This window comes from Sporosarcina saromensis, from assembly GCF_033253735.1.
GTDB classification, from domain to species: domain Bacteria; phylum Bacillota; class Bacilli; order Bacillales_A; family Planococcaceae; genus Sporosarcina; species Sporosarcina saromensis.
Genome location: NZ_JAUBDI010000022.1, coordinates 1 through 17,816 on the forward strand (window position 1 = coordinate 1; position 17,816 = coordinate 17,816).

Annotated in this window: 19 protein-coding genes, 1 pseudogene and 1 riboswitch; of the genes and pseudogenes, 10 read left to right on the forward strand and 10 right to left on the reverse strand. The window is 41.9% G+C overall.

Annotated features, from left to right (window positions below):
* Positions 1-76: 76 nt before the first annotated feature.
* The 5 genes from QT711_RS16455 to QT711_RS16475 all read right to left on the reverse strand — a co-directional run bounded on the left by QT711_RS16455 (position 77) and on the right by QT711_RS16475 (position 4,166).
* Entirely contained in the window at positions 77-664 is a 588-nt protein-coding gene (locus QT711_RS16455; RefSeq protein ID WP_317946069.1) for a hypothetical protein, read from the reverse strand.
* A 132-nt stretch (positions 665-796) separates the two neighbouring features.
* Complete coding sequence (locus tag QT711_RS16460) at positions 797-2,401, reverse strand: ABC-F family ATP-binding cassette domain-containing protein (protein ID WP_317946071.1); 1,605 nt, start codon at positions 2,399-2,401, stop codon at positions 797-799.
* Positions 2,402-2,451: 50 nt separating this feature from the next.
* Positions 2,452-2,763: a hypothetical protein gene (locus QT711_RS16465; RefSeq protein ID WP_317946072.1), complete on the reverse strand. Its 312-nt coding sequence runs from the start codon at positions 2,761-2,763 to the stop codon at positions 2,452-2,454.
* Positions 2,764-3,360: 597 nt separating this feature from the next.
* Positions 3,361-3,894: a peptide-methionine (S)-S-oxide reductase MsrA gene (gene msrA, locus QT711_RS16470; protein WP_317946074.1), complete on the reverse strand. Its 534-nt coding sequence runs from the start codon at positions 3,892-3,894 to the stop codon at positions 3,361-3,363.
* Positions 3,895-4,067: 173 nt separating this feature from the next.
* Entirely contained in the window at positions 4,068-4,166 is a 99-nt protein-coding gene (locus tag QT711_RS16475; RefSeq protein ID WP_317946075.1) for a YjcZ family sporulation protein, read from the reverse strand.
* Positions 4,167-4,334: 168 nt separating this feature from the next.
* Between QT711_RS16475 and QT711_RS16480 the strand changes: the two genes are divergently transcribed.
* Both QT711_RS16480 and QT711_RS16485 read left to right on the forward strand, forming a co-directional pair.
* A complete protein-coding gene (locus QT711_RS16480; RefSeq protein ID WP_317946076.1) occupies positions 4,335-5,300 on the forward strand; it encodes an LCP family protein in 966 nt (321 codons plus the stop codon).
* Positions 5,301-5,366: 66 nt separating this feature from the next.
* Positions 5,367-6,536: an AI-2E family transporter gene (locus QT711_RS16485; protein ID WP_398296299.1), complete on the forward strand. Its 1,170-nt coding sequence runs from the start codon at positions 5,367-5,369 to the stop codon at positions 6,534-6,536.
* Between the two features lie 148 nt (positions 6,537-6,684).
* Here the strand turns inward: QT711_RS16485 and QT711_RS16490 are convergent, their stop codons facing one another.
* Positions 6,685-7,683 (reverse strand): substrate-binding domain-containing protein, encoded by a 999-nt coding sequence (locus QT711_RS16490; RefSeq protein WP_317946079.1) that lies wholly within the window; start codon positions 7,681-7,683, stop codon positions 6,685-6,687.
* Between the two features lie 216 nt (positions 7,684-7,899).
* Between QT711_RS16490 and modA the strand changes: the two genes are divergently transcribed.
* From modA to QT711_RS16520, 6 genes are all read left to right on the forward strand, one after another.
* Entirely contained in the window at positions 7,900-8,679 is a 780-nt protein-coding gene (gene modA / locus QT711_RS16495) for a molybdate ABC transporter substrate-binding protein (RefSeq protein WP_398296288.1), read from the forward strand.
* A 21-nt stretch (positions 8,680-8,700) separates the two neighbouring features.
* Entirely contained in the window at positions 8,701-9,387 is a 687-nt protein-coding gene (gene modB / locus QT711_RS16500; RefSeq protein WP_317946081.1) for a molybdate ABC transporter permease subunit, read from the forward strand.
* A gap of 13 nt (positions 9,388-9,400) precedes the next feature.
* Positions 9,401-10,057, forward strand: a complete 657-nt coding sequence (locus QT711_RS16505) for an ATP-binding cassette domain-containing protein (RefSeq protein ID WP_317946161.1) — start codon at positions 9,401-9,403, stop codon at positions 10,055-10,057.
* Between the two features lie 126 nt (positions 10,058-10,183).
* Positions 10,184-11,314: a radical SAM/CxCxxxxC motif protein YfkAB gene (yfkAB, locus tag QT711_RS16510; RefSeq protein WP_317946083.1), complete on the forward strand. Its 1,131-nt coding sequence runs from the start codon at positions 10,184-10,186 to the stop codon at positions 11,312-11,314.
* A 69-nt stretch (positions 11,315-11,383) separates the two neighbouring features.
* A complete protein-coding gene (locus tag QT711_RS16515; protein WP_317946085.1) occupies positions 11,384-12,094 on the forward strand; it encodes a YwaF family protein in 711 nt (236 codons plus the stop codon).
* Between the two features lie 117 nt (positions 12,095-12,211).
* Positions 12,212-12,388 (forward strand): hypothetical protein, encoded by a 177-nt coding sequence (locus QT711_RS16520; RefSeq protein ID WP_317946086.1) that lies wholly within the window; start codon positions 12,212-12,214, stop codon positions 12,386-12,388.
* A gap of 36 nt (positions 12,389-12,424) precedes the next feature.
* Here the strand turns inward: QT711_RS16520 and ribH are convergent, their stop codons facing one another.
* The 4 genes and pseudogenes from ribH to ribD all read right to left on the reverse strand — a co-directional run bounded on the left by ribH (position 12,425) and on the right by ribD (position 15,856).
* Positions 12,425-12,892: a 6,7-dimethyl-8-ribityllumazine synthase gene (ribH, locus tag QT711_RS16525; RefSeq protein WP_317946087.1), complete on the reverse strand. Its 468-nt coding sequence runs from the start codon at positions 12,890-12,892 to the stop codon at positions 12,425-12,427.
* A gap of 3 nt (positions 12,893-12,895) precedes the next feature.
* Complete coding sequence (locus QT711_RS16530) at positions 12,896-14,098, reverse strand: bifunctional 3,4-dihydroxy-2-butanone-4-phosphate synthase/GTP cyclohydrolase II (RefSeq protein ID WP_317946089.1); 1,203 nt, start codon at positions 14,096-14,098, stop codon at positions 12,896-12,898.
* A 12-nt stretch (positions 14,099-14,110) separates the two neighbouring features.
* On the reverse strand, positions 14,111-14,767 hold the full coding sequence (gene ribE, locus QT711_RS16535; RefSeq protein ID WP_317946091.1) for a riboflavin synthase: 657 nt from the start codon (positions 14,765-14,767) through the stop codon (positions 14,111-14,113).
* Positions 14,722-15,856, reverse strand: a pseudogene (ribD, locus tag QT711_RS16540) (bifunctional diaminohydroxyphosphoribosylaminopyrimidine deaminase/5-amino-6-(5-phosphoribosylamino)uracil reductase RibD). The gene ribE and the pseudogene ribD overlap by 46 nt, the downstream one beginning before the upstream one ends.
* A 59-nt stretch (positions 15,857-15,915) precedes the next feature.
* Positions 15,916-16,065: riboswitch (FMN riboswitch) on the reverse strand.
* Positions 16,066-16,299: 234 nt separating this feature from the next.
* Between ribD and QT711_RS16545 the strand changes: the two are divergent.
* Positions 16,300-16,734: a GNAT family N-acetyltransferase gene (locus QT711_RS16545; RefSeq protein ID WP_317946095.1), complete on the forward strand. Its 435-nt coding sequence runs from the start codon at positions 16,300-16,302 to the stop codon at positions 16,732-16,734.
* Between the two features lie 117 nt (positions 16,735-16,851).
* Positions 16,852-17,802: a mevalonate kinase gene (gene mvk, locus QT711_RS16550; RefSeq protein WP_317946097.1), complete on the forward strand. Its 951-nt coding sequence runs from the start codon at positions 16,852-16,854 to the stop codon at positions 17,800-17,802.
* The last annotated feature ends 14 nt before the right edge of the window (positions 17,803-17,816 follow it).

The window sequence follows — 17,816 nt, forward strand, 5'->3', positions numbered from 1 at the left end:
TTAATAGTATTTAATCGAGAGAGTTTTCGTCATAAAGAATCTTTACTAAATCGATAAAATGGATGTTGGCAAGTAGCTACATTTTTAACTGCCAAACTATGCATTTCCTACTTGCCAAATACAATTCAATGACGAAAACGTGGTCAAATGTCTGATAAGGTGTTTCTAATGTAATGTCCGTCTCAACAATTTTCCATTCATCAAATGTCGTACCAACTTCAAATGGTTTTTCCAAATAAATTCCATTCGGTTCCATTGCTTGTAATTCGTCAAGAGAAGGGAAGTCTTCTTTTAACTCAATCACTCGCTGATCCAACCTTAAAATTTGATCCGATTCGATTTTGTAAATATATCGGATTAACGTACCACCATTATTTTCGTGCACGATGACATAGTTCTTAAACGGATGCGCATAATCAATATCTAAGTCAGCGTATTCGTTCCCTTCACCAATAAACATTGCTTTTGAAGTGTCAGGCAGAAAATAATCAACGAGCTCACTCTCTTTTGCTGCATCTGTAATTTCTTCATCCGTCTTTTCATTTGGCTGGGCACTTTCGCCACTATTTCCGCTGTTATTAAGGTCTGTAGTGGCAGGGGAGCACCCAACTACGAAAAGGCTGCAGATACTCATAATAATCAATAGGTTTTGTATCGTCCGCATCTATTTTCCACTCCTTTTTGATTATTATTGACGAGATACACAAAGCTATGCTTCAGAAGATCATGTGTAAAGCTGACACAACGGAAAAAGCCGTTTTCTGCGAGTACAGAAAACGGCCATTTTTACGTTCTATTATGAAATTGCTTGTTGCTCTTTCCATTCCAAGTACTCATCATATTGCATCATTTTATCAAATATCGTACCGTCTTCGCGGATTTCAATGATTCGATTTGCAACTGTTTGAATGAACTGTTGGTCGTGCGATGTGAACAACATTGCCCCTTTAAATGCAATCAATCCGTTATTAAGTGCTTGAATCGATTCCAAATCCAAGTGGTTCATCGGTTCATCTAACAGCAAGACGTTGGCAGAAGAAAGCATCATTTTAGACAGCATACAACGTACTTTCTCGCCACCGGACAATACGGATGGCTTCTTTTTCACTTCTTCTCCGGAGAAAAGCATACGTCCTAGGAATCCACGTAAAAATGTTTCCGTTTGATCCTCAGGTGAATATTGACGTAACCACTCAACTAATGACGACTCTGAGCCTTCGAAGAATTCACTGTTATCAAGAGGGAAGTACGCACGTGAAGTTGTTACACCCCATTTGAATGTACCCTCGTCCGGTTGAGCTTCTTCAGCGAGAATTTCCAATAATGCCGTTTTAGCAAGTGGATTTCCAAGAAGAATAATTTTGTCTTCTTTATTCATAGTAAAGGTCGCATCTTTAAACATAACATTACCGTCTTGTGTTTTGGATAGACCTTGAACACTTAACACGTCATTCCCAATTTCACGTCCAATTTGGAAGTTAACGAACGGGTAACGGCGGGATGATGGTTTAATGTCATCCAACTCGATTTTCTCGAGTGCTTTTTTACGAGACGTCGCTTGCTTGGATTTGGATGCATTCGCACTGAATCGAGCAACGAACGCTTGTAATTCTTTAATCTTCTCTTCTTTTTTCTTGTTTTGATCTTGAGCCATACGCAATGCGAGTTGGCTGGATTCGTACCAGAAATCATAGTTTCCTGGATACAATTGAATTTTAGAAAAGTCCAAATCGGCAATTTGTGTACATACTTTATTCAAGAAATGACGGTCATGCGATACAACAATTACCGTATTCTCAAAGTTGATTAGAAACTCTTCAAGCCATTGGATTGCTTTTAAGTCTAAATGGTTCGTCGGCTCATCGAGTAGAAGTACATCAGGTTTACCGAATAAAGCTTGAGCAAGTAGCACTTTCACTTTTTCAGAACCACTCAATTCAGCCATTTTAACATGGTGTAGAGATTCTGGAATGCCTAAACCTTGTAAAAGAATCGCTGCTTCTGAATCAGCTTCCCAACCGTTCAGTTCACCGAATTCACCTTCAAGTTCAGCAGCACGCATCCCATCTTCGTCTGAGAAATCCTCTTTCATATAAATTGCGTTTTTCTCAGTCATTATGTCATAAAGGCGTTTGTGCCCCATGATGACTGTATTTAACACTTCGTTTTCCTCATACTCAAAGTGATTTTGTTTAAGTACCGCTAAACGCTCATCTTTGTTCATGATGACATTTCCAGTTTGCGGCTCAAGTTCACCTGATAAAATTTTAAGGAAAGTCGATTTACCCGCACCGTTTGCACCGATTAAACCGTAACAATGACCTGGATTAAACTGTATATTTACATCTTCAAACAGTTTGCGGTCACCGAATTGAAGACTTACATTACTGACTGCTATCATAGAAAAATCCTCCTAAATTCACAATGCTCCCATTATAACATGAAATCTTTTCAAAGTGGTGTGTCATCAATGTGTATTTGCGCGTTTTTCTTTTCAATATGAAAATCTGTTTGGTTTTGAAGAGAGGTCCGAAAAACTTGCCGATTTCGATACGCAGGAAGTGTTCCTAGTTCCTTATTTAGCAAATATTCCATTTGCACATATTGTTTTCTCGTTGGAAGCGATGTATCGTCAATTGCCGACATTGTATAAATAAAATAATAATCCTTGATCTGACGAAAGATGACGACGGTTGAAGGAAACTCGTTAAAGATTCCTTTCACTTGATATTTTCTACCGTATTCCCAATGAATAAGCTCCATCATTCTTCATCCTTTCTATCTTTCTATTATACTACAGCGCGATGCGAACACAAGTTCTTTGATGTGTAAGGAGTGTCCGTTTGAATAGGGGGAAGTTGGATGAGAGGTGAGTGGATAATGTGAAAGCAATGAGAAGTTATTATGAGAGGACTTCTAATTGACCGCCAGTATAAAAAATCAGCATCCACGGTCAATGAGAGCACTTCTAAATGACCGTTAGCATGTAAAATCAGCATACTCGGTCATTAAGAGCACTTCTAAATGACCGTTAGCATGTAAAATCAGCATACTCGGTCAATAAGAGCACTTCTAAATGACCGTCAGCTTCAAAAATCAGCATCCACGGTCAATGAGAGCACTTCTAATTGACCGTCAGCATGAAAAATTGGCGTCCACGGTCAATGAGAACACTTCTAAATGACCGTTAGCATGTAAAATCAGCATACTCGGTCATTAAGAGCACTTCTAAATGACCGTAAGCATCAAAAAATGGCGTCCACGGTCAATGAGAGCACTAATACGCTTACAGTACGAAAGAAAAAAGTGAACCTGAGCGAACTCAGTTTCACTTTTAATGAGAAAGAATCCCTAACAATTTCACTTCAACCAATTCTCTTGAATGAACTCGTCTCTTCCTGATTTTGCGCGGTCCTCTTTATAATGCTGTTCTTCTTTTACATAATAATCTTGATGGTACTCTTCGGCAGGATAGAACGTTTCTGCAGGTCTGATAACTGTAACGATAGGTTTTTTGAATTTACCGCTTTCTTCTAATGCAGTTTTAGAAGTCTGTGCCGCATGCTGTTGTTCTTCCGTATAATAGAAAATTGCAGTACTGTACGAATGTCCTCGATCTTGGAATTGTCCACCAGCATCGGTCGGGTCGATTTGTTGCCAATAGACTTCTAACAATTGTTCGTATGTGAAAATTGAAGGGTCAAACGTAATCTCAACAACTTCCAAATGGCCAGAATCACCTTTTTTTACATCTTCATATGTAGGATTGTCAACATGTCCACCCATATAGCCCGATACGACATCATGAATGCCGTCCCATTCTTTGAACGGTTTCACCATACACCAAAAACACCCACCTGCAAATGCCGCTTTTTCAATAGTCGTTTTGGACATTTTCAATCACTCCTTTTTTCTCTACCGATTGTACCATAAGAGTGACGAACGTTTTACAATTGATTTGTCGCTTGAATTCTGTAAAATAAATAGAAAGGTTGCCTACGTTTTGTAAACGTGCGTACAACCTTTCCGAGGTGCTAATGAGTGGGTATGTGTATTTTGACGATTAATTAATACAAGTAGCTTGCACCGATGATGATCAATAGTATGAAAAGCACTACTAACAACGCGAAAGAAAAACCGGTTTTATGACCATGTTCATTTCCCATAAAATCCACCACCTTCATTATAGACTATGCGTAGGAAGGGAACGGACATAGGTAAAGAGCCGGTTGCACATGAGAAACTTACAAGATTGAACGATGGCGATCTTGTCATGCAACCCGCATTACTACCATTCGTCCTATTGACGACATCATTTTTTGGAGGAATTTACTTTGACAGAAGACCAATACGAAGGTCCCGTTCCGAGAAGAAGACGGAGAAGAAGGAGATTAAGGGTAGGAAGGTTGTTCTTCACACTACTTTTTCTCATCTTCATCATAGGCGGGCTCTATTCATACATTCAATATCAGAAAGGTAAATCGTTAGCAGAAGGGAATGCGATTGATCCGGGTCCTTTTAAAGGGGATGTCATTGATCCGAAAAATCCTTCTGTTGAGAATTATTTATTACTAGGTGTAGACGATGATGGAAGCGGTAAGTCTCGTACGGATACAATGATGGTGCTTTCTTGGAACAAGAAAGAAGGGTCTCTTCGACTTGTGTCATTTATGCGGGACATATACGCTGATATCCCTGGCTACCAATCCTATAAATTGAACACTGCCTATTATTTAAATGGTGTTCAAACCGCGAAAGACACCATTACTGGGATGTTCGGTATTCCGATCCATCATTATGCAATCATTGACTTTGATAATTTTGAATCGATTGTTGATATCGCGTTTCCAAATGGTGTGGAAATGAACGTAAAGAAAGAAATGTCCGAAAAAATCGGCGTTACGTTAATGCCTGGCAAGCAGCATTTGAACGGCAAAGAACTTCTAGGCTATGCGCGTTTCCGTGCAGATGCAGAAGGGGATTTTGGGCGAGTTGGCCGGCAGCAGGAAGTTCTTGCGGCGATAAAAGAGGAAGCGTTACGCCCCGGTATGTTGTTGCATGTGCCTAAGTTGTCTGGTGCATTGACTGGGTATATTGAGACAGACTTAACAGCGAAAGAAGAGATTTCAAAAGCATTGACGCTTTTAATGAATGGAAAACCTGAACTTGAAACATTAACAATTCCGATAGAAGGAACCTATCGCTTTACAAGATATGAACATGCAGGGTCTGTGATTGAATTGGACCTCGAAAAAAATAAAGAAGCGTTAGCCGCTTTCTTAGAACCAACTACTGACTAAAGAGAGAGAAGGGGATTAGCAATGGGTACGCATCATACTTCTGAAAAAGGACAGGCGACCAATCGCATGGACAATGGCTCGTCAAGAACCATTCGTTTTCTTGGAGGCCGTACGACAATGTTCGTCCTTCTCTCAATTTTATTGATTGGCATTATCATTTTAGTCTTCAGTAAAGTGGCGTTTATCTTTTATCCGATTAAAGTGTTTTTCTCGACGGTTGTTTTACCAGTTATTTTAGCGACAATCGCCTATTATTTACTGCGACCGCTTTTACGCTTATTGGAGAAGTGGAAGATTCCTAGAATATGGGGTATTTTCATTCTCTTCATTGCATTAATAGGTTTAATCACTTTACTCGTATTTCTCGTTTTTCCTTTTTTAAAGACTCAATTTATGAATTTAATAGATGAGTTTCCTACATATTTCAATCAGATGCTCATTAATGTGGACTCGTTTTTACGCACTTCGATCTTTTCATCTTATTACAAAGAATTGGATATTGACGTCAACACATTCTTGGATGAACGGTTAGGGACTATTGGACAACTATTTACGGATGCTATTGGCGGACTCGCTTCTGGTGTCACATCATTCATCTCTGCCTTAACCGGATTTGTTCTGGCGATTGTGACTGTACCTTTCATCTTGTTTTACTTATTGCTAGAAGGTGAAAAATTTCCGAAAATGCTATTGAAAATGTTGCCGCCGCGTCTCCGTGACGATGCTCAAGAAATTTTCGAAGACGCTGACCATCAAATCAGCGCTTACATTCAGGGACAAATACTCGTCGCGATTTGCATTGGCATAATGGTTTCCATCGGCTTTCGAATCATCGGTATGGATTATGCTTGGCTATTAGGTGTACTCGCCATGTTTACAAGTGTCGTTCCATATTTAGGCCCAATCATCGCAATTACACCTGCTGTCATTATTGCAATTGTCACTTCACCTTTCATGCTCGTGAAGCTCGCCATTGTGTGGACGATTGTACAATTAGTCGAAGGGAAGTTCATTTCCCCGCAAATTATGGGGAAATCGCTGCATATCCATCCGATCACAATCATTTTCGTATTGTTAACAGGTGGTTCTTTGTTTGGGGTAGTAGGGGTCGTATTCGGTATCCCGGGTTATGCGTTGCTAAAAGTAGTGTTCACGCATTTGTTTAAACTGTTACGTCTTCGGTATAATAAATTCGAAACTGATGAACAGTATCATTATGAAAAACCTTCAAGGTAACAATATGCATAAAAAAAGACGATGAGGTGTAAAGCCTTCTCGTCTTTTTTCATGTGCATCAGAGGTACAATTGCTAACATAATAATATTATGTTAACCTTTCGCTGTACTTCATTAATATCCTCTTTATTTTATTCAGATCGAGCACGTTAAGGTGTTTCATACAGTATTGTGCCTGTCATCGAAAGGTCATAACCGCTCATTGCACGCATTTCATTTTTGAAAGCTTCACCTTGTAGGGTCCTCAAAATGCTATCGCGCAAGTGCTTGTTGTCAGGTCTTTTAAATATTACAAGGTCATATTGCTCCTGGATGAGGGGAATGAAGTCCACGTCTACTAACGCGGCGGCTTTCTCGATTCCGATTCCAACGTCAGCTAGCCCATTTGAAACCTTACTCGCAACAGCAATATGGTTCATTTCAATTTGTTCGTATCCTTCAATACGATTGCCTTTTATCCCTGCCATACGCAATTGTTCATCCAACAATACTCTAGCCCCTGAGCCGATTTCCCGATTGATCATTTTTATGGACGGTCTTTGCAAGTCCCTCCAGTGTCGGATGTTTTTCGGATTGCCTTTTTGCACATACAGACCTGCCTTCCTTGCTAATAAATTCATCACAATGAAAGAATGTCCATTTAATATGCGCTTAATGTAAGGAATGTTGTACTCTCCTGTATCTCCGTCAAACAGGTGAGTACTTACAATATCCGCTTTGCCATTGTACATAGCAATGAGGCTGTTTAAACTACCTTGATAAGAACGTAATGGTCGGTAGCCAATGTTCTCTTTTTCGATTGCACTCGCTAGTAAATCGAGGCTCATGTCTTGACCACTAATGATCACTTGACGGGTTGCAAAGGTAGGGAAGTGAGGTGGAGGTTCTTCAGTGAATGCTTCGTTAACCTCATTCGTACTATCCATTGGTTGCTCTTTTGTGTGCGGGATAGGAGATGCAGATACACCTCCACTTTTTGTACTTTCCTTATAGGCTTCTAAGTCAATCGCATCGACACGCATTTGACGCCCAACACGATACGCACGAAGCTCACCTTTTTTTATCAAATCATAGATCGTCAATTTTGATACTTTCAATTGCTCAGCAAGTTCTTCAGTTGTAAACGATGTCGTAGATTGGTTATTCATAGTAGCCTCCTAGTAGGATTCTTCTATTCATTGTCCCTTATTAAAAAATAATTTGCAAGATTAGAACATGTATAATGGGAATAAATGATAATTAGTATGTTCGATTGTGAACGAGAACTATTTAAATCTATTAAATTATAATTAGTATGATATAGTTATTTTATGTTATATTTAGATATATCTAAATACAGTAAAGGATAAGGGGATGGAAGTAGCGTGATTCGGTTAAAGAACATATGGATTGCTCTTTGTGTTGTCGGATTATTGGCTGGTTGTTCATCGAGAAGTGGTAGTAACGATGGCGAAGAGGAAGTAGAATTAGTAGTCGCTGCGGCTGCAAGTTTAACAGATGCATTGACAGCGTTAAAAGATTCGTTTGAAAATGAACATGAAAACGTAAGTATTACCTTCAATTTTGGCAGTTCTGGTAAGTTGGCGACCCAAATTACGCAAGGTGCGCCTGTAGATGTGTTTTTATCCGCAAGTCCTAAGGATATGGATGTTCTAGAAGGTGAAGAACTCCTGATCGATTCGACGCGTAGAAATTTTACGGAAAACGCGCTCGTGTTGATTGGCCACCGCGATGCACAATTCCAAGTACCTTCATTTGGGGACATTGACAATGCAGCAATCGCGAACATTGCAATTGGTGAGCCGGAAAGCGTGCCTGTCGGGCGTTATACTAAAGAGGTGTTAGAGCACCTTGACTTGTGGGATACATTGCAGAACAAACTTGTTAGGGGTTCTGATGTACGGCAAGTATTAACGCATGTAGAATTAGGGAATGCAGATCTTGGTGTGGTGTACTCGAGTGATGCATTCATTTCTGACAAGGTGAAGGTGTTAGCGGAAGCGGATCCAAATTGGCATGCGCCGATTGTTTATCCAGGTGCGGTCGTAAAAAGTACGAAGCATGAAGCGGAAGCTCATGCATTTCTTGCTTATCTAGGTAGCGAGGAAGGAAAAAAAGCATTAGAAGCATATGGTTTCAAGTAATTCGCAAAGGAGTGTGCACGGATGATGGACATGAGTTATTCACCGTTACTGTTGTCATTAAAAGTGGCGGTCATTTCCACTGCAATTGTCTTTCTACTCGGCCTCATTTTTGCGCACCGATTTTCTAGGAAAGAATTTTTCGGGAAAAGTATTATTGAAGCGTTGTTTTTACTTCCACTTGTATTGCCGCCAACGGTTGTCGGTTTTGGACTGCTGATCCTGTTCGGTAAAAAAGGATGGATCGGTAAATGGCTGTTGGAATGGTTTGATTATCAAGTCGTGTTCACTTGGGTTGGTGCGGTCATTGCGGCCGTTGTGGTTTCTTTTCCGCTCATGTATCAAAGTGCATCTGCCGCCTTTACGAGTGTAGACGTGAAATTGGAGAACGCCGCGCGGACGATGGGTGCTTCTGAGTGGCGTGTATTTTGGACAATTGCGTTTCCCCTCGCTTGGCCAGGATTACTTGCTGGATTCGTGCTGTCATTTGCAAGAGGGCTCGGAGAATTTGGCGCGACCCTTATGCTGGCAGGTTACATCCCAGGGAAGACAGACACCATTCCGATGGCCATCTATTTTGCTGTAGAAGCGGGACAAATGGAAAAGGCAACGTTTTGGGTGGTCATTATTGTTGCGCTTGGATTTAGTACGATTTTGTGGTTGAACTGGTGGAGTAGACGGAATATGAGGCGATATTCAAATGAAAAGTAAAGTAGGTGAGCCCATGCTTAAAGTGACTATACAAAAACAACTAGCGCACTTTCCATTGGATGTTTCGTTTACGATGAGAGATGAAATTCTTGTGCTATTTGGACCTTCAGGAGCAGGCAAGACGACCATTCTCAATTGTATCGCAGGGCTAGCCAATCCAGACGGCGGAAAGATCGTGTTAAATGATCAACCGTTTTTCCACTCACCGAACAATTCACTACCCACTCAAAGAAGAAATATTGGCTATCTTTTTCAGGATTACGCCTTGTTTCCACATATGACGGTCGAGAAGAATATTAATTATGGTGTAAAAAAAACAACGGTCAAGGTATATACCATCATTGAGCAACTTACGAATGTGCTTGGGATACAACATTTACTAAATAAGTATCCACATCAAATTTCCGGCGGCGAAAAACAACGTGTAGCATTAGCAAGAGCGTTAGCCACGGAACCATCCATTCTTTTATTGGATGAACCGTTATCCGCACTGGATAAGCAAACGCGTATCGAGTGTCAGAATGAGCTCATTCGCATCCATGAAATGTGGAAAATCCCGTTCATTATTGTGACACACGATCAAGAAGAAGCTGAAAAATTGGGGCATCGGATGTTATTGATGGAGCAAGGAAAAGTCATTGAAGAAAGAAGATGTAGAATAAGTACATGAATTCATACTACACAGTGCCTTCTGAACATCATACGGAAGGTGCTTTTTCATTGTAAACTCTTGAATAACTAGACGATCAAGCGCATACTTAATAAGTTACTTATCTAATTTAGGAGTTTTGATCATATGACAACTTACAGTATTGAAAACCGTCCGATGACTGTTGAAAACGATCCGTGGGAAGCGTATATGGATGTCAAACAACACGGTCAATTGACGTTATCGAGTATCGAATTTACTACGACTTATTTATGTAATATGCGTTGTGAGCATTGTGCAGTCGGATACATGTTACAACCGAAAGATCCGGACACTTTGCCGATTGAACTATTGACCGCTCGATTGGATGAAATTCCACATTTGCGGACAATCAGCATTACGGGTGGCGAGCCGATGTTCTCAAAAAAATCGGTTGAACAAGTCGTGCTACCCCTTTTGAAATATGCACACGGACGTGGCGTCAAAACGCAGATGAATTCTAATTTGACAATGCCACTCGAACGTTATGAGCAAGTAGCCCCATATTTGGATGTATTGCACATCTCCCACAATTGGGGGACGGTAGATGATTTTGTGGAAGGCGGATTTGCCAACATGGAAAAGCAGCCGCCACGTGAACGAAGAGCAGCGCAGTTCCAACGCATGATCGATAACAGTAAAGCTCTAGCTGATATGGGTGTGATGGTTTCAGCAGAAACGATGCTGAATAAACGGACATTGCCACATTTACAATCTATTCATAAGCAAGTAGTTGAAGAGATGAAGTGTGCACGTCATGAAATCCACCCGATGTATCCGAGTGATTTTGCAAGTTCTCTAGAAGTATTGTCGCTTGCAGAAACGAGAAAAGCATTGCATGATTTGCTCGATGTCCGTGATGAAGATACGTGGATGCTATTTGGCACGTTGCCATTTTATCCTTGCAGCCCACTCGAAGAAGACCTTCAACTGTTAAAGCGGATTTACAACAGCAAAAACGCTTCCGTACGAAATGATCCGGATGGACGCTCTAGATTGAACGTCAATATCTTCACAGGAGATGTCATTGTCACAGATTTTGGTGACACACCGCCGATGGGGAACATTACATCGGATTCGTTACCAGACATGCTCGATCGTTGGTTAGAACGTCCACTCGCCAAGTCGATTAGCTGCCATTGCCCAGCTGTTCAATGCCTAGGGCCCAATTTACTTGTCAAGGATGCCTATTACAAGGACGTCGATTTTACTTCGCGAAACGCAAAGATTACACGCTAATCAGATGGAACCATTCTCTAACAATTTCGTTTAATGAGTAGAAAGAAGTTTGTCGGAGGAGGTGTTCCATTGTCCGCGCCATTTGTCATGTTTTCGACCATCCACATCGCTACACTATGCGTCATTTTAGCGTTGATGATCAGTTTGTTTACATTCCGGAAGAAATTCCAATTTGACATGCAAAAAACGAGACGTATAGAGCGGGGAATTGCACTTTCATTAATTGGGATGGAAATCCTTTATCATGTATGGATGGTACAATCGGAGCGTTGGCGATTAGTCGATTCATTGCCATTGGAGCTATGCAGCTTGTCGCTACTCGTTACAGCTTTTCTGTTATGGACAGGGAATAAGCATGTCGTCGATTTTGTTTTTTTTGCGGGTATTGGAGGCGCGCTCCAAGCAATTGTAACACCCGTGTTGGATATGGATTTCCCACATTTCCGTTATTTTCATTTCTTTTATACCCATACAATGATTATCCTGACGGGTTTATATTTCATCTGGATAAAAGGATATCGACCGACCTTTAAAGGCGTTGTAAAAACGATGATCGTCTTAAATGTTCTATTGCCAGTGATCTTGCTTGTGAACAAGTTAGTTGACGGGAATTACATGTTTTTACGAAACAAGCCGGAAAACGGTAGTTTATTAGACGTGCTAGGACCGTATCCATGGTATATTCTTTCACTTGAGGCGGTTGCGTTTCTCATTTTTACACTTTTGTGGCTAGGATTACGAAAATCTACTCGTCAATCTCGATCTGTGAGCGGAGACTGACGAAACTCTAAAGCGACGTATATAGGTACGTTCCATCTTCGAATTTATGTAGACAATGCTATAAGGGAAATGGTACGATTTAGGAACTACGATGAAGAAAACCAAGGAGGACATGCGATGACGGAACAAAAAACGAAAATCAGTTTAAAAGACGCAGTCAAACAACAGCTCGAAGCAAAGAAGAACAAAGCTTCCGTTAACAAACGAACTGGCAACCCTATTCAACAAGGCCCTAAAATGAAAAGCCAGCAAGAAAAACCGGTCACACAGTCAAGCAGAAAAATGGGGATTTAATAATGAGGTAGAGGGGAAGATCCCCCTCTACTTTTTTTATGCCATCGCTTTGATCAAGTTTGCCATTTCAATGGCAGCCATTCCAACGTCCCAGCCTTTGTTGCCCGCCTTCGTGCCTGCACGCTCGACAGCTTGTTCAATCGTCTCTGTCGTCAACACACCAAAAAGCACGGGAATCTCTTCTGTCATATTCAAAGAGGCGATTCCTTTTGCCACTTCATTACATACATAGTCGAAATGAGGAGTTGCTCCTCTAATGACCGTACCGAGTGCGATAACGGCATCATATTTCTTTGAGGCAGCCATACGCTTGGCTATCAAGGGAATCTCAAATGCACCTGGCACCCAACAGATTTCGATATCTTCCGGTGCGACACGATGTCTGACTAAAGCGTCTTGTGCTCCGCTTAGTAGTTTGCCAGTAATAAACTCATTAAATCTTGAAACGACGATGCCTATTTTTAAGCCATCCCCTATTAAATGTCCTTCATATGTTGTATACATCGCTCATTTCGCTCCTTCGTATAAAAGATGTCCAAGTTTCTCTTTCTTCGTTTTCATATACTGTTCATTCGCTTCGTGTGTCGGTATTTCAATTGGAACTCTGCGCGTGATTTGAATGCCATGCGCTTCAATACTGTCCATTTTTCGTGGGTTATTCGTTAACAACTGGATTTGTATACAACCGAGCTCTTTCAAGATTTGTGCACTGACGTCATACGTACGGCAGTCATCGGCAAATCCTAAAAGGGCATTCGCTTCGACCGTATCATAGCCTTGTTCTTGCAACTGATACGCTTTCATTTTATTGACAAGCCCAATCCCACGCCCTTCCTGTCGCATATAAAGAAGGACACCGACTCCCGCTTGTTGGATAGTCGCAAGGGCGGCATGTAGCTGGGGGCCACAATCACATCGACAAGAACCGAAGACATCTCCTGTTAAACATTCGGAGTGAATCCTGACGAATGGGGCTTCGACAGTAGCCAAATCACCCATTACAAAGGCAATATGCTCTTGACCCGTCCATTTCTCTACATACGTATACGCTGTAAATTCTCCATATGTCGTCGGTAAATGTGTTGACACAATGTGTTCGATAAGTTGTTCATTCTTTTTCCGATAGGCAATCAATTGCTCAATCGAAAGAATGACCATGCCTAAACGTTCAGCAAGTTCTTCAAGTTGACGTCCTCTTGCCATCGTGCCATCTGCATTCATAATTTCACATATAACGCCTACTGGCTCAGCGCCTGCAAGTTTCGCCAAGTCGACCGCCGCTTCCGTGTGGCCAGGGCGTGTCAAGACGCCACCTTGTTTGGCGACTAAAGGGAATATGTGGCCAGGTCGTCTAAAATCGGTTGCCACAGAAGTATGATTCAACATTTTCATAATCGTTTCCGATCTTTCGAATGCAGATATGCCAGTATGTGCATTCGCGTGGTCGATACTGACCGTAAAAGCGGTACCATGCGCATCTGTATTCGTTCCGGTCATCGGGGAAAGCCCTAACTGTTCATTCTTTTCCTCTTCAATCGGCACGCAAATGAGTCCTCGACCTTCCATCGCCATGAAATTGATCATTTCAGGTGTGGCAAATTCCGCAAGTGCTACGAAATCACCCTCGTTTTCTCGCTTCTCGTCATCGACAACAATAATGGCTTTTCCTTGTTTAAGTTGTTCGAGTGCTGTTTCTACCGATGCAAACACGTTCTCAGCTCCTTATGCGTAAAATCCGTTTTTGACGAGTGTATCCATTGTCAGTACGTCTTTTTGATGTTGTTTTTGAGTCGCTGGGCGGCATAGTTGCTCTACATATTTCGCAAGTATGTCACATTCAACATTTACATAATGGCCAACTACCTTCATGCCAATAATGGACTGTTGTTGCGTCGTTGGAATTAATGAAATTGTACAGCCAGTTGAAAACACATCAAAAATCGTCAATGAAGTTCCGTCAATTGTGATGGACCCTTTCGGAATCATGTATTTCAACAACGATTCTTCTAGTTGAATGTCCATATACAGTGCATTTTCGTGTTTGCGCATTGAAGTGATTTTTCCTATGCTGTCAACGTGACCTGATACGATATGTCCGCCAAAGCGGCTCGTCATGGCCATTGCTCGTTCTAAATTCACTTTGTCTCCCTTTTGGAGTTTGGATAACGTAGTCGACTGAAACGTTTCCGGCATGACATCTGCAGTAAAATACGTTGATGTAAAAGATGAAACCGTCAAACAGACGCCATTCACAGCTAGACTATCACCGAAATTGACATCCGCAAGAACAGTCGTACAGACGATCGTTAACGACATAGATCGGTTTCCTCTGTTTACTGCATGCACCGTTCCAATTTCTTCAACAATTCCAGTGAACAATTAGTCATCACCTCGCTTGTTGAAAAGGGCATGGATACGTACATCCTCATGAAGTGTTTTCATATCAAGGATGTCGAGCATTTTCCCTTCAGCGATACGGGTACAGCCGTGGTCCATGAAAAGGGAAGGACCGTTTCCAATCAGTTTCGGGGCTACATACAAATACAATTCATCCGCTAAACCTGCTGTGATGAAACTGGAGTGTACTTGACTGCCACCTTCAACGAGTAGTTTCATAATCCCACGTTTACCGAGACGTTTTAACACCTCGTGTAAATAGTCGACATCAGGAGGAATCGACTCAACGGTTACGAGGGGGTATTTTGCGAACTGGTTCGTCAGTGTGTCTTGTCCGACAGTAAAAATGATTGTTTCTGCAGCATTGTCCTGAATGACATTAGCTGTTTGTGGCGTCCGTAGATGCCTGTCTAAAATTATGCGAATAGGGTTCTTTCCACCATGGGGCAAACGGGTGGTGAGGAAAGGGTTATCTTGAAGAATCGTATTTACACCTACTAGTATCGCATCATGGGTATGGCGGAGGGTATGGACATCCGATCTTGCGTGTGACGAAGTTATCCATTTGCTGTCCCCAGTGTGCGTCGCTAGGCGGCCGTCCAATGATGTGGCGGCTTTTAAGGTGATATACGGTGTTCCGTGTTTTATAAAATGAAAATATGCCCGGTTACTAAAATCTGCCTCTTTTGTACAAATAGCTAAAATGACTTCAATGCCTGCAGCTCTAAGAAGCCTGATCCCGTTGCCATTGACGGCGGGATTAGGGTCCAATGACGCAATGAAAACGCGTCGGATACCGCTCTTAATAATGGTATCCGTGCACGGTGGCGTTTTCCCCGTATGTGCACATGGTTCCAGTGTCACATACAAATCGGCATTCTGTGCTTGCGCGCCGGCCATTGTTAAAGCGTGCACCTCAGCATGCGGTGTCCCTGCACGTACATGCATACCTGTTCCGACAATTTGGCCGTCTTTTACGCAAACAGCGCCGACAATCGGATTCGGAGAAGTGTGACCTTCAGCAGTCCTTGCGAGATCTAAAGCGAGTTTCATATAAGTTTCATCTGTCATTTTGTTCCCCCTTTCAACATGAAAAGGGCAGACGTATAGTGGGCATGGCAAAAAAACGCCTGCAACTTCTCCCATCCAGACTTTCACTGTCGGTGCCGGAGTTACACCAGCTCCACCGTCTTCAAGTAGAGAAGAACGGGTCACGGACTGACGAGCGCGATTGCTCGATCACCGCCGGTAAGGAATTTCACCTTGCCCCGAAGTTGCAGTATTTTATTTACCGCAATCAATTTAGCACAAAAATAGCGACTTGCCAAACTCTTTTTATAAACAAGAAAGCGTCAATTGTTGATTAACCGTCGTTTTTAAGCGCTTAAAATGCTATCATGAAGTGTATTTAGAGTCATTTAGCTTATGCAATCTGAACGGATTGATAGAAAGATAGGTAAAATAGATTGAACTGAAAATGAATCGTTTGAAACATTCAAGAATGGAGGCGACGAATGGAAAATCGTACAATTGAAGAATTACAATCACGGCAAGAACTACTGGAAGGATTTCATGTCATGCGGTACCTAAGACCTCAATTTACTGAGCAAAGTTATATCGCACTGGTGGAAGAAGCTCAAAAGAACGAGACCTACCGCCAATTCGCATTGCGAGTAGATGGACGTATCGTAGCTGTGATTGGTTTTCAACCAATGATTACGCTTTATTACGGAAAGTATATTTGGGTCTGTGATTTAGTGACTGACATAGCATTTCGATCAAAAGGATTTGGTGAACAGCTATTGACGTTTGTCCATTCGCTTGCAAAGAAAGAAGGATTTGACCGGATTGCACTATCTTCTGGTCTCCAACGAGAACATGCACACCGGTTTTATGAAGAAAAAATGGGGTATGAGCGTGCGAGTTTTGTTTTTACAAAAACGCTGTGATCCATTCATAAAGCCAAATAGCTGAAATAGGGCACTATGTACTTTATAATGAGGAAGAATTAGCAGGTTTACACCAGTGAATCGTTGAATTTTGTTGAAAAAGTGAGGAACACACGCATGTCAAGAGAAGCAGAAGGTAAAGCACACGGAAAAGTAATCCTCATCGGAGAACATTCCGTTGTTTATGATAAACCTGCAATTGCCTTGCCATTTCCGGTTGTGAACGTCGTTGCGACTGTAAGGGAAGGTATTGAAAATGATAATAAAACGTCAATTTGTGTAACAAGTCGATATTTTAGTGGTGAGCTTCAACAGGCACCTGTCGAGTTATCCGGTTTTAAAGCGAGTGTAGAAGAATCGCTGCAATTGTTACATGCCACGGATACGAATTTATCGATACAGATCGATTCATCCATACCGTCAGGAAGAGGATTAGGATCGAGTGCAGCAGTCGCTCATGCAGTCGTAAAAGGGATCTTTCATTACTTTGATGCACCTTTGCCACATGATGTGCAAATGCACCTCGTCCAAATTGCCGAAACGCATGCGCACGGCAATCCGAGTGGCATTGATATGAAAGCTACTTCAAATGAAGCGCCCATTTGGTTTCAAAAAGGGAAGAAGACAACAGCTCTTTCTTTCAAGAAACCTTTACATATCGTCATCGCGGATTCTGGACAATTCGGGGATACGCGAACGGCTGTGGAGAGTATACGCCATATGTATCGAAACCAACCGACGTCTGCTCGGGCATCGATTGACTTGCTAGGTGCGTACACGCATGCGTGCAAAGATGCATTGCTGGAAGGCAATAGCACAAAAGTTGGCGAGTTGTTGAATCTTGCACAAACGGAATTAGTCACACTCGGTGTCAGTGATACAAAGCTGGATCATTTAATCACAATCGCTAGAGCGAACGGTGCACTTGGCGCTAAATTGACGGGCGGCGGTCGTGGCGGCTGTGTGTTATGTTTGGCTGAAGATGAACAACATGCACAAAAGTTGGCAAGTGCGTTAGAAAAAGCTGGAGCTTGTCAAACATGGACGAGTCGTATTAGCCATCCATAACAAGAGCAGAACAG

Coding starts and splice junctions, on each gene's coding strand:
- QT711_RS16455 (WP_317946069.1), bottom strand. CDS start 664: ATGCGGACGATACAAAACCTATTGATTATTATGAGTATCTGCAGCCTT.
- QT711_RS16460 (WP_317946071.1), bottom strand. CDS start 2,401: ATGATAGCAGTCAGTAATGTAAGTCTTCAATTCGGTGACCGCAAACTG.
- QT711_RS16465 (WP_317946072.1), bottom strand. CDS start 2,763: ATGGAGCTTATTCATTGGGAATACGGTAGAAAATATCAAGTGAAAGGA.
- msrA (WP_317946074.1), bottom strand. CDS start 3,894: ATGTCCAAAACGACTATTGAAAAAGCGGCATTTGCAGGTGGGTGTTTT.
- QT711_RS16475 (WP_317946075.1), bottom strand. CDS start 4,166: ATGGGAAATGAACATGGTCATAAAACCGGTTTTTCTTTCGCGTTGTTA.
- QT711_RS16485 (WP_398296299.1), top strand. CDS start 5,367: ATGGACAATGGCTCGTCAAGAACCATTCGTTTTCTTGGAGGCCGTACG.
- QT711_RS16490 (WP_317946079.1), bottom strand. CDS start 7,683: ATGAATAACCAATCTACGACATCGTTTACAACTGAAGAACTTGCTGAG.
- modB (WP_317946081.1), top strand. CDS start 8,701: ATGATGGACATGAGTTATTCACCGTTACTGTTGTCATTAAAAGTGGCG.
- QT711_RS16505 (WP_317946161.1), top strand. CDS start 9,401: ATGCTTAAAGTGACTATACAAAAACAACTAGCGCACTTTCCATTGGAT.
- yfkAB (WP_317946083.1), top strand. CDS start 10,184: ATGACAACTTACAGTATTGAAAACCGTCCGATGACTGTTGAAAACGAT.
- QT711_RS16520 (WP_317946086.1), top strand. CDS start 12,212: ATGACGGAACAAAAAACGAAAATCAGTTTAAAAGACGCAGTCAAACAA.
- ribH (WP_317946087.1), bottom strand. CDS start 12,892: ATGTATACAACATATGAAGGACATTTAATAGGGGATGGCTTAAAAATA.
- QT711_RS16545 (WP_317946095.1), top strand. CDS start 16,300: ATGGAAAATCGTACAATTGAAGAATTACAATCACGGCAAGAACTACTG.
- mvk (WP_317946097.1), top strand. CDS start 16,852: ATGTCAAGAGAAGCAGAAGGTAAAGCACACGGAAAAGTAATCCTCATC.